Origin of the sequence: Shewanella sp. SP1S1-7, assembly GCF_031932105.1 — a bacterium.
GTDB lineage: Bacteria > Pseudomonadota > Gammaproteobacteria > Enterobacterales > Shewanellaceae > Shewanella > Shewanella baltica.
In genome coordinates, this window is record NZ_JAUOEU010000011.1 from 118,774 (window position 1) to 130,249 (window position 11,476).

At 47.1% G+C, this 11,476-nt stretch carries 9 protein-coding genes; 7 read left to right on the forward strand and 2 right to left on the reverse strand.

Annotated features, from left to right (window positions below):
- The first annotated feature begins 34 nt into the window (after window positions 1-34).
- Window positions 35-1,234, forward strand: a complete 1,200-nt coding sequence (locus Q4Q49_RS11090; protein WP_311988343.1) for a cystathionine beta-lyase — start codon at window positions 35-37, stop codon at window positions 1,232-1,234.
- Between the two features lie 231 nt (window positions 1,235-1,465).
- On the opposite strand, the gene Q4Q49_RS11095 is transcribed toward Q4Q49_RS11090, so the two are convergent.
- Together Q4Q49_RS11095 and yegD are read right to left on the reverse strand one after the other, a co-directional pair.
- Window positions 1,466-1,954 carry a CreA family protein gene (locus Q4Q49_RS11095; protein ID WP_071938817.1) on the reverse strand — a complete coding sequence of 163 codons (489 nt, stop codon included), beginning with the start codon at window positions 1,952-1,954 and terminating at the stop codon, window positions 1,466-1,468.
- Window positions 1,955-1,986: 32 nt separating this feature from the next.
- Complete coding sequence (gene yegD, locus Q4Q49_RS11100) at window positions 1,987-3,459, reverse strand: molecular chaperone (protein WP_311999358.1); 1,473 nt, start codon at window positions 3,457-3,459, stop codon at window positions 1,987-1,989.
- Window positions 3,460-3,834: 375 nt separating this feature from the next.
- Between yegD and ppk1 the strand changes: the two genes are divergently transcribed.
- From ppk1 to Q4Q49_RS11130, 6 genes are all read left to right on the forward strand, one after another.
- Entirely contained in the window at window positions 3,835-6,006 is a 2,172-nt protein-coding gene (ppk1, locus tag Q4Q49_RS11105; protein ID WP_311999359.1) for a polyphosphate kinase 1, read from the forward strand.
- Window positions 6,007-6,047: 41 nt separating this feature from the next.
- Window positions 6,048-7,610, forward strand: a complete 1,563-nt coding sequence (gene ppx / locus Q4Q49_RS11110; RefSeq protein WP_259559761.1) for an exopolyphosphatase — start codon at window positions 6,048-6,050, stop codon at window positions 7,608-7,610.
- Between the two features lie 394 nt (window positions 7,611-8,004).
- A complete protein-coding gene (locus Q4Q49_RS11115) occupies window positions 8,005-8,289 on the forward strand; it encodes a J domain-containing protein (protein WP_006081330.1) in 285 nt (94 codons plus the stop codon).
- Between the two features lie 23 nt (window positions 8,290-8,312).
- Complete coding sequence (locus Q4Q49_RS11120) at window positions 8,313-8,840, forward strand: hypothetical protein (protein ID WP_006081329.1); 528 nt, start codon at window positions 8,313-8,315, stop codon at window positions 8,838-8,840.
- A complete protein-coding gene (locus Q4Q49_RS11125) occupies window positions 8,840-9,598 on the forward strand; it encodes a hypothetical protein (RefSeq protein WP_173245325.1) in 759 nt (252 codons plus the stop codon). Before Q4Q49_RS11120 ends, Q4Q49_RS11125 begins: the two co-directional genes overlap by 1 nt.
- A gap of 11 nt (window positions 9,599-9,609) precedes the next feature.
- Window positions 9,610-10,506, forward strand: a complete 897-nt coding sequence (locus tag Q4Q49_RS11130) for a hypothetical protein (RefSeq protein ID WP_311999360.1) — start codon at window positions 9,610-9,612, stop codon at window positions 10,504-10,506.
- The last annotated feature ends 970 nt before the right edge of the window (window positions 10,507-11,476 follow it).

The window sequence follows — 11,476 nt, forward strand, 5'->3', positions numbered from 1 at the left end:
ATTCGTTCAACCTAAATGCCAAGGTAATGATCCAATGACAGATAAACATCATCAAGCCACCCAAATCGTCAGCTTAGGTCGAGACAAAAAATGGACCAAAGGCGTGATCAATCCGCCCGTTTTTCGTGCTTCGACTATCGTCTTCGAAACGATGGATGAAATGCGCCACGCCGCGAAAAATAAAACCAACGGCGAGATGTTTTATGGCCGCCGTGGTACCCCGACCCATTTTTCGTTTCAAGCGGCGATTGCTGAATTAGAAGGCGGCGTCGGTACAGCGCTGTATCCCTCTGGCGCGGCGGCGATCAGTGCGGCGTTATTGTCATTTTTAAAAGCGGGCGATCACCTATTGATGGTCGATAGCGTGTATGAGCCAACGCGGGATCTGTGTACCCATATTCTCGGCGGTTTTGGTATCGAAACCACTTACTACAATCCGCTGATTGGCGCGGGCATTCGCGACCTTATTCGCCCAAATACTAAAGTGTTGTTTTTAGAGTCTCCAGGCTCTATCACCATGGAAGTGCAAGATGTGCCGACCTTGTGCCGCATCGCCCACGAACATGGGCTGATTACTATGCTGGACAACACTTGGGCTTCACCCATCAATAGCAAACCCTTTGAAATGGGTGTGGATATTTCGATTCAAGCGGCGACCAAATACATCGTCGGTCACTCGGATGTGATGATAGGCACGGCTACGGCCAACGAAAAATACTGGCCACAATTACGTGAACACAGTTACTTGATGGGACAAACTACCTCCCCTGATGATGTGTACCTTGCCGCCCGTGGCCTGCGTACCTTAGGCGTGCGTATGGCGCAGCATGAAAAAAATGCCCTGCAAGTTGCCAACTGGTTAAAAACCCGACCAGAAGTCGATCATCTGCGTCACCCAGCGTTTGATACCTGCCCCGGCCACGAGTTCTTTAAACGCGACTTTAGCGCCTCCAACGGCTTATTCTCCTTTGTATTGAAACAAGGCGATGCCGATGCGGTCACCGCACTGGTTGAGAATATGAGTCACTTTAAGATGGGCTTTTCTTGGGGCGGCTACGAGAGTTTAATCCTCGGCATTTTCGGCATTGAAAAAATCCGCTCGGCGACTAAGTGGGATGCGAGCAAACCGTTAATTCGTTTGCATATTGGTTTAGAAGATCCCGCGGATTTAATTGCCGATCTCAGCGCAGGGTTTGAACGCTTTAACGCACTACTGGCGGCCAAAGCTAAGTAGCGATAATGATCGTTATAGGGATTAAGCGAGGTCGTTAGAGGGCAATATTTATTGCGTTATGTCATTAGCGGCTAAATGCTAGCAGCCTATAAAAACAAAAAGGGGCGGAATCAACATTCCGCCCCTTTCTCTTATCAACACTGACTGCAAATTTACCTTACTGCATATTTAACTTATTTCAAATATCAATGCTACAGCCAAGGTACAACCAAACCACAAACTCTTCGGCGATTAATTCGCTTTCGTTCCAGCACTCAATGCTGGATCAACCCAAGCGGCTGAGCCATATAGCGGCACGGTCGAAAGCGCATGTTTATGGCTGCCGTTGGTCTCTTTAGTCGAATAGGACAAATACAGCAGAGTCTGGTTCTGCGCATCATAAATTCGGCGCACTTTTAATGACTTGAACAAAATACTCAGGGATTCGGTGAAAATCACTTCGCCGTGTTTACCTAAGTCTATCTTAGCCAAATCGGCCGCGTTAATTGGCCCTGTTTGACGGCAACTTATGCCCATATCTGATGGATCGGCAAAATCTAAATTGGCTTCGATACGACTAATATGGCAAGTCACCCCTGGAATTTTAGGATCGTGCTTAGCATCGATGATCACATCTTTGGTGGTAAAAAGCCCTAAGCTCACCTTACCTACATCGTCACCACAACCCGCGAGCAAAAAGCCCACAGTGGCGGCAAACGCACACTTCAACAGAGTTTTCATTCCTACATCCTTTTACATTAGTGCTTATATGATTAGTGCTTAGCAAATAGCTTTTGTGCCCAGCGAGTTAGCCCTGCAGTCACAGAGCCAAAGTGATCGCCGACCACGACCGGAATATCGGGATAAATACCGGCAATTTTCGCGTAGATCGCAGGGCTTCGCGCCGTACCACCGGTCACGTAAATCACATCGGGTTTGCATTCTGCAGCATTGTCGGAAGATACATTCTCGTTATTCACAGAGTCTTGAGCTAAGCCGTCAGCCGCTAAGGTTTTTGCCGCTTGCGAGAGCGCTTGGTGCATAAGGGCTTCTACTTTTGTCAGTGAAGGCTCGATAGCATTCTCAAATAAATTACGACTCACACCCGCGTGCAGCGCAGCTTCGATAAAATCGAGATTAATATCAGTATTCTCGGCATCCGACAGGGCAATTTTGGCGCGTTCGGCTTGACGGACCAACTGATAGCTTAGCTGCTGTTGTTGCACTTTTAACAGTCGGTTGAGCAACTGTGGCTGCTCGGCTTCTTTCACCAATTCATCAATCAGTTTACGGCTGCTTAAGGTACTGAATTCTCGCTGGGCGCTAATATCATTTACCGCCACCGCATTCCAAAAGGCCTTACTGGGCATGGGCTTGCCATTGGTCATTAAAGAGCCTAAACCAAAGTGCGGCATAAAGGCATTCATTGCAAGGGCGATATCAAGATCGTTACCACCGATTCGCTGACCACTATGGCCAAGGAAATCTTCACTGCGATCCGCTTTTTGTTTATGGGCGGGTCCCATTTTGACCACAGAGCAGTCAGTTGTACCGCCGCCCACGTCGACAACCAGCACGGTTTTGTTATCAGTCAAGGTCGCTTCATAATCCATCCCCGCCGCTAATGGCTCGAACAGAAAATCAACGTCGACGAAACCCGCGCGTTTTGCCGCTAAGGTCAAAATGGATTCGGCCTGACGGTTACTCTCTTCACCGCCTATGCCTTGAAAGTTCACCGGGCGACCAATAATCGCATGGGTGATCGTTGCCGCAGCGCCTTGTTTAGCAAGCTGCTTTTCCACTAATACAGATTCGGCGCGCACTTTAATGTGCTGCATCATCAGGGTAACTATGTCTTCAAACAGGGCCACTTGTTCGGGTCTGAGTCCCGTCGCACCTAAAAAGGATTTTGGCGAACGGACATAGAATCCCTCCTCCGGCATCTCTAAATACGCGCTTACCGCCTGCTCACCGACAAACACGGCCTGAACGTCAGCATCGAGATCTAACTCATGGCGCACCATACGGGCACGGCTCAATTGTGCGGCGCGCTTTTTGGCGTAATCGGCTTTTAATTCAGTGGGAAGACCACGATAAACCGCCTCGGCGATCAGTTCCCTGTCCATCGCATATAAGGTCGAAGGTAAATAAGCTGATTGCTCTGATAACGCCAATAACTGCACATCATCGCCCTGCATGATCCCTACGGCGCAGTTAGCACTACCATAATCAAATCCAACAAACATACCCTTTACTCCCGCGATAAAAAAGCCGAGCAAGATAACATAGTTTGCGATAATGCCCAAGGAGTTAACACTGCAGGCTTTGCCCGCAAACTGGCAGCGAGTATAGCGGGCTCAATGCGTAAAGCGCAGTTGCACGGGCAGTGTTTGAGCTCAATCCAAGATTATCATCTTAAGGTCATATTTCTGTCACACTCGTCATCAAGCTGACATATTTCCCTCGTATCTTTATCCCAGATAAATCCCAGACTGATTTTGGCGTGTACGCAGTATTTATCATTGAAATTCCTTCACTTGTAGGCAGTAAATCTGATTGCACAAAGGCGGATGAATGCTATTGTATATTGCGCCATGACGCTTGCTTAAAGGAGCTGTGCAGTGTCCCCGAATACCGATAAACTTTCGATTGATAAAGAACTCTCTTGGTTGTCTTTTAATGAGCGGGTATTGCAAGAAGCCTGCGATCCCAATGTTCCTTTAGTGGAGCGAGTGCGCTTTTTAGGGATATTTTCCAATAACATGGATGAGTTTTTTAGAGTACGCGTGGCTGCGGTCAGGCGCTCGATTCTGCTGTCATCCCTGCAGGAAGGTCGCAGCAACAGTCGCCATTTAATGGCAAAAATCCAATCGAAAGTGATGGCATTGCAAGAAAGGTTCGACGGCATATACACGGATTTAATGCGCGAGCTAGTGCGTCGTAATATTTTGTTAATCAATGAGAAACAATTAAGCGAGTTCCACAGCGACTGGCTGAAAAAGCATTTTCGTGATCAATTTAAACGCCATATTGCCCCGCTTATCGTCAATAACAATCGCGATTTGATCAAACAAATCAACGATGACGCCACCTATTTATGCGTGTGTTTGTTCACTAAGGCTCGCCGCCAATACGCCTTAGTCGAAGTGCCAACCAAAAACGTACCGCGGTTTATCGAACTCCCAGCCGAAAAGAGTAAAGCGAAAAAGTATCTGATTTTATTAGATAACATTATTCGCCACTGCGTGGATGAACTCTTTGGCCCCTTCTTCGAGTACGATGCCATCGAAGTGTATTCGATGAAATTAACCCGCGATGCCGATTTTGATATCACTGACGAGCTAGAGCAAACTCAGCTCGAAAAAATGACTAAGGGATTGAAAAAACGTCTGACCGCAGAACCGGTGCGCTTAGTATATGACAAAGAAATGCCCGAACACATGTTGGTGATGCTCAAAGAAAACCTGAACATCAGCTCGACCGAATGCTTGATCCCAGGTGGGCGTTATCACAGCTTTAAAGACTTTATCGCCTTCCCCAACCCAAGTCGCGACTACCTCGAAAACGAAAAACTACCGGCGCTCAATAGCGCAGGTTTTGGCTGCAGTGCCAACAGTTTCGATGCCATTCGGATGGGCGATATCATGCTCAATTATCCGTACCATAAGTTTTCCCACTTTACCGAAATGGTGCGCCAAGCGGCCTACGATCCGGCGGTGCGCTTTATTCGAATAAACTTATATCGAGTGGCGAAAAAATCCCATGTGATGCAATCGCTTATCGATGCAGTGAAAAATGGCAAACAAGTCACCGCTGTAATTGAACTGCGGGCCAGATTCGATGAACAATCTAACATCGAATGGACCCGCATCTTGGCCGAAGCGGGCGTCAAAGTTCACCACGGTATCACCAGTTTAAAAGTGCATTCCAAGTTGTGCTTAATTGGCCGTGAGGAACAAGGGGAAATCAAACTCTATTGTCACGTTGGCTCAGGCAACTTTAACGAAGGCACGGCGCGGGTTTACACCGACTTGTCGCTGTTCACAGCCAATCAAGAGATTGCCCGTGAAGTGGAGCAAGTGTTTGACTTGATTGAGCATCCGTATCGCCGCGATAACTTCCAGCATTTAATCGTGTCGCCCTACGATGCCAGACAAAAACTGAGTCACTTAATTGATAATGAAATCGTTAATGCCCAAAGCCATATGAAGGCGGCGATTACCTTAAAATTAAATAACTTACTCGATGAATCCTTGGTCCAAAAACTCTATGAGGCCTCGGCGGCTGGGGTCAAAATTAAGTTACTCATTCGCGGTATGTGCTCGCTTATTCCGCAAATCCCGGGGATCAGCGACAACATCGAAGTCTACAGTATCGTCGACCGGTTCCTCGAACACTCACGGGTGATGTTGTTCCACGCGGGCGGCGAGAACAAACTTTTTATCTGCTCCGCCGATTGGATGAGCCGCAACATAGATAACCGCGTTGAAGTGAGTGTGCCGATTTATGATCTGCGCCTAAAACAAATGATAATGGATATTTTATCCTTACAATTCAATGACAACACTAAAGCGCGGGTCATCAACAAAGAACAAAGTAACCCCTATCGAAATCGGGGTAATAAACGAAAAGTGCGTTCTCAAATTGCCATTTATCAATATCTGATTAATTATGAGAAGCGCCAACTGCAAGAATTTAATGCCTTACGTATGTCCGCCCATGAGGGTGATGCTGAGCGAGAGAGCAACGTTGAGCCAGACATAACGCCCGAGTTACAGGCCAAAGCCAGCTAACGCTGGCTTTATATCGCTTTGATTGCCTAAGGATAATCCGATTGGTAGCCACACATTCGCACACACAGCAACACACATTACTAAAGTCGCAGGCGCCACAAACCAATGCGCCTGCAAATGCTAAATCGCGCCATTTTGTCGCCATTGATATGGGATCGAACAGTTTTCATCTGGTCATCGCCCGCGAGCAAGATGGCAGCTTGCAGATTTTACATAAAGAAAAACAACAGGTTCAGCTCGCCACTGGACTAAATGCGCAGAATATTCTCGATAATGACGCCATAGAACGTGGCCTCAATTGTCTGCGGGATTTTAACCAAAGATTTTCCAATCTAGACCAAGCGCAAGTGCGATTAGTGGCCACCCACACCCTGAGAATCGCCAAAAACCGCGATCAATTTATCGAGGCCGCGCTCGCCATCATGCCCTACCCGGTGGAGGTAATTTCGGGCCATGAAGAAGCGCGTTTGATTTATAACGGCATTGCCCAAAGCCAAGTGCTTGGAAAAAGTAATTTAGTCATCGACATAGGTGGTGGCTCGACCGAAGTCGTGATCGGTAAAAAGAATACCCCAACCCAGTTATCTAGCCTGCGCTGCGGTTGCGTGAGTTTTAACGAGCGTTTCTTTATCGATGGACTCATCACCCCTGCCTCATTTCGTGATGCTCAAAGCGCGGCCGACAAACAGTTCGCCTCGCTCTCCAAGGAATATTTCGCGGGCGGCTGGGAGCTGACGTTAGGCAGCTCAGGCACAGTCAAAGCCATCTGCGAAGCGATTCAAGAAGAACACGGCGATGAAACCATCACGCTGCCACGGCTAAAACAGCTCAAAATCAAGTTGATCAAATGTGGTCATATTAGCCAAATTCAATTTGCCAATGTCGATGATAAACGCATTCCATTAGTGCCCGCCGGACTTGCGATTTTAATCAGCTTTTTTAGACGCTTACCAATACAAAAGCTCGAGTTTAGCCCAGGCGCATTGCGTGAAGGCGTACTCTATGAACTAGCCAAAATTGGCCAGTATCAGGATATTCGCCACCGCACCGTCGACAGTATTGCCCAGCTTTATCATATCGATATGGCCCACGCCGCTAAGGTACGCGACACCGCCATGGCCTTGTTTGAACAGGTCGCCGATGAATGGCAATTAAGGCCCCATGCACGCTTGCTCGCCTATGGCGCAACCTTACATGAGATTGGGCTACACATTAATTCAAAGTCCCTGCACAAACACGGTGGCTATATCATCAGTAACAGTGACTTACCCGGGTTTAGCGAAGCCTTGCAGCTTGATTTAGCGCGGCTTATCACCAACCACAGAAAAAAGCCCAACGAATTAATGCTCGCCGAACTCGATCCCAACCATAAGCTCACGCTCAATCGACTACTCTGCCTGCTGAGACTTGCGGTCTTGCTCAACCTTGGCCGTATCGCCAAGACGCTGACCTTAGATCATATTAAAGTGATCCCCGATGGACTCATGCTAGTGCTACCGAGCCATAAGCGAAAAATCAGCCTGTTTATGAAGGATTTACAGCGGGAACAGAAACAAATGCTCACCCTTGGGATGAACCTGCGGTTAGTGTCTAGTCTGACTTAGCTGTTACGGCGTTAACTCAGCCGAACGTGGCAGAGGCGAGTGTGGGTTAGCTCTGTGTGAATGCGTTTAGCGAAGGATTCGTCACAAAAATATTGCCCAGAATCGAGGGCAATTATCTCGCCTAAAAACAAGGTTAAGTTAGCTGTCAATCTGGCTTGGTAACGGGATTTCAACAGCATAGCGGTTGACTTAATCCATGCGCCACAACAGATTAAAGTTTAAAGGATTTTTAACCCTTCACTAAAGCACAAATTCCTGCTCGCGTGTTTGCCGCTGAGTGGGGATTTCTGCTATCATCCACGGCTGACTAATCATAATTCCACGAATTTAAAGATAATCAGAGTCAAACCCTTTTTATCTCGCGATATCAGCCCCATCGCCTGCAGGTACAAGTATGATTAACCACTTTAGTGTGCTCGGTATAAAACCCAGTGCCAAAGAAGACGACATTAAAAAAGCCTATCGACGGCTGTCAAACAAATATCATCCCGACAAGTTGTTAGGCGCCTCGGAAGAGGAAAAGCAGCAAGCCGCCGTACAACTTGAACGCGTTAAAAATGCTTATGATGTGTTGTCAGATCCTAAGCGACGAAATGCGTTTATCAAAGATTTCAATAACGTAATAGTGACCGATCCCGCTAGCGCCATGCGCGAGCTGTGGGATCAATTTTATCCTTGAGCGTTTTCTAGAGTAAGTGCCAAATGGTCAAAAAACTGAATATCTCACGCATTAATGAGCTAAAAAATAATGCCTACGACAATATCGAGTCCTACGACGATCCCGATACACCTAAAGCGCTAGAGCAATTTACTAGCCAAATCAAAAAGGTGTTAGAAGCCGATCCTAAGATGCTTGATACTGTGCCTGAGTACCTGCCTGTCGCGCTTTACGGTCGAATTAAGTTTCCCGCCGAAGCCAAACTCAAGTGGGCACATTGGATAAACACGGCAACTCAACCCGAGTGGGATGAGTTTAAAGTCACCATTGGCTTTAACAATGCCGATTTACCTTTAGTGTTAGCCGTGCGTGGTTACTCGGAAACCTTACTGATTGAAAGCTGCGCTGTACTGTATTTACTTGAAAATCAAGGTAAAGCAACGCCAGCAGCCAAGCATCACGACGATGAAGATGATGACAACGATTATGTTGGCACCTCAGATAACGACGACGATGATGAAGGCGAAGAGGAAGATGGCTACTACGATCACTACGATGATGAGGACCGCTAATGAACACTAGTCTCATTGAGATTACCGTCGCCGAAATTAAAGAGTTGGCGGACGTAGAGCCAAAACAAGCGAGCAAACGCTTTGAAATCATTGCAAATACCATGAGCGACGAGCAATTAGTCGAAGTCATCGAACACATGGATATCGTCACGCTGACCCAAATCAACAGTCACCATGATATCTCTTGCCCTTCGATCATGTCTGAACTCATGACTCCAGAACAAATTCGCGACATCGTCTGTCAGCAACCTTTGTACTGGGAAGAAAAAATCAAAAACAATGCCGAAGAACTTATTCAGCATACCTTTGATTTTTTGACCTATTTAATTCGCATCCAAGATAGCGAAGAAAAGCAAACTGCGATTTTAGAATGTATCGCCGAAGATCCAGCGGGCCTCTTCTACCTGTCGATCCCTTTCATCGAAATGATGTTAGGCGAGAAACATGAAGACGATGACGGCTACACAGATCTCTATGATGACGAAGAAGACACTGAAACCATCGGCTACGACAGCCGCGTCGCCAGTGAAGATGCACACAGCCTCAGCATAGACGACCCACGCAGCCTAATGGCCTTAATCCACGAGCTCGCGCCCGATGTTGAAAAAGCCATTAAGAGTCTGCTGCGTAACGAAAGCTCAGGTTGGGAAATGATCATCAGCAAGTTTGTCAACGAGCTGGTTATTCAAGCCAAAGAGAAAAACCAAGTGACGGATGAATACGCTGAAGTCGATGATATGTTTAGCTTTTTGGATTAAGGAATTATTTGATGCAACTGGTACTGCGTGATGTAGATCAAGGACCCTACCTGAGCAAGGTATTGATCCAAGGCCAAGCAGACGAAACGCTGAGCGGTGAACAGCTGTCACAAATCAAATCCAAAGCCATTTTGATGAGCCTCAAACTGGCCGATAAGTTTTACAACAAGTACAAAATGCATCTGCTCGAACAAGCGGCGCACGATGTCATTGGTGTGGTGAGTCTTGGTTTGATGGAGTTATCAAACCAAAACCCGCAGCAGGCGATACGCCTGTTGATCACCGCCGATGGCGTAGTCAAATGCTTCCAAAAAGGCTGGAGCATGCTCAGCACTGTCAGCAAGCATAAACTCGTCAACGGCAAGTCACTGTACGGCGATGTCGACAAATTCTTGCTAGAACAAGTGTCTAGCCCGCCCGATGCAGAAGAATGGTTAGGCTATGAAGCCTATCAAGATGCCCTGCTTGAGCATCAACGCCAACAGTCAATTGCGGCCCTATTGGCACAGTTTTACGCGCAATCGAGCTATGATCCGCTAGATTTTCTCAATCTAGAGAGTGTATTAGCCGAAGCGGTACTGTATCGATTGTTGTTTGATGGCGCCAAAGTCAGACAGGATTTGAAAAAGCGTATCGGCAAAATCACCTTAAAAGAGGAATGGTTTACCAGTGAGCATATCGAATTGGAAACCCAGAAAGCGTTAGCAGAATTACCCGCAGAACTCGCTGAAACCATCAGTAAAGATCTCGGTAAAAACTTTGTCCCCGCCCTACTGCGTACCCTGCACTTTGCGAAAAGCTACCGCGAACTCTTACTCAGCGACGCTTCACCCGAACGCTTAGAAAGATTCGAACACAAGGAAGGTCTCGTCGGCCTCCTCGGCTGGCCACTCTACATAGTACTTTGATCGGTCCTTTTATCGGGACTTTAATCAGCAGTGTGATCAGTAGGTTAACGAGTACTTGAGTCGCTTAAAAATGAGTGCTTTATTGAAAAATAAAGCACTTTTTTATTGTCTTATTTCTCTATGTCCAATCCCAACAATCAGTATTTCGGTCTCAGTTTTGAGTGGTTTTAGCGTAAAGCTTGATAACGCTTTGGGAACAGATAGGTGTTGGAAAGTAGTGTTTGGGGAGCAGTAATTTCAGTTGTTAGCAGTTTAACGTTTACGGATATCCACTCGCATAGGCTTGCCATGTCATTCACTCATCGACATGGTGAATAGAAACCTAGGGGTTCTGAGCTTATGAACGAGAGCCATGGACGGCGAACTGGCAGTTAAACAAGTATGTTGTTCAAGTCCTTCCTTTGGATGCTCGACCGCCCCGTCTGATGTGAAAGGATTCACAAATGCCGCGATGGCATGGATGCCAAAAAGCGGCCATGGGACGGACGGTCGTCTCGAAAATCACCATGGCTCACCTTTCGTGCATTCGCCTAATCTGTAGATTTAAAGACATACGCAACATACTTTGGGACAGAAATATGTTGGAAAGTAGTGTTTGGGGAGCAGTAATTTCAGTTGTTAGCAGTTTAGCGTTTACGGGTATCCACTCGCACAGGCTTGCCATGGCATTCGCTCGTCGACTCGCAGCAAGTCCATCCTTGGATGCTCGACCGCCCCGTCCATGGGGCGGACGGTCGTCTCGCTAATCACCATGGCTCACCTTTCGTGCACTCGCGTAATCTGTAGATTTAAAAGCGTTACGCAGCACGCTTTGGGACATTTCCGAGTTAGACTTTTAGCTCGAATGAGTGAGTTTAGAATTAAAATTTCTATGGATTAACGCCTGGCTCACCGAGCAAATTTTTGATGGCTGCTTTTGTGCGTGTTTTTTGCACAAAAGGTGACGGCGGAAATTTGTCCGGTGCAGCCG

Coding starts and splice junctions, on each gene's coding strand:
- Q4Q49_RS11090 (WP_311988343.1), top strand. CDS start 35: ATGACAGATAAACATCATCAAGCCACCCAAATCGTCAGCTTAGGTCGA.
- Q4Q49_RS11095 (WP_071938817.1), bottom strand. CDS start 1,954: ATGAAAACTCTGTTGAAGTGTGCGTTTGCCGCCACTGTGGGCTTTTTG.
- yegD (WP_311999358.1), bottom strand. CDS start 3,459: ATGTTTGTTGGATTTGATTATGGTAGTGCTAACTGCGCCGTAGGGATC.
- Q4Q49_RS11115 (WP_006081330.1), top strand. CDS start 8,005: ATGATTAACCACTTTAGTGTGCTCGGTATAAAACCCAGTGCCAAAGAA.
- Q4Q49_RS11120 (WP_006081329.1), top strand. CDS start 8,313: ATGGTCAAAAAACTGAATATCTCACGCATTAATGAGCTAAAAAATAAT.
- Q4Q49_RS11125 (WP_173245325.1), top strand. CDS start 8,840: ATGAACACTAGTCTCATTGAGATTACCGTCGCCGAAATTAAAGAGTTG.
- Q4Q49_RS11130 (WP_311999360.1), top strand. CDS start 9,610: ATGCAACTGGTACTGCGTGATGTAGATCAAGGACCCTACCTGAGCAAG.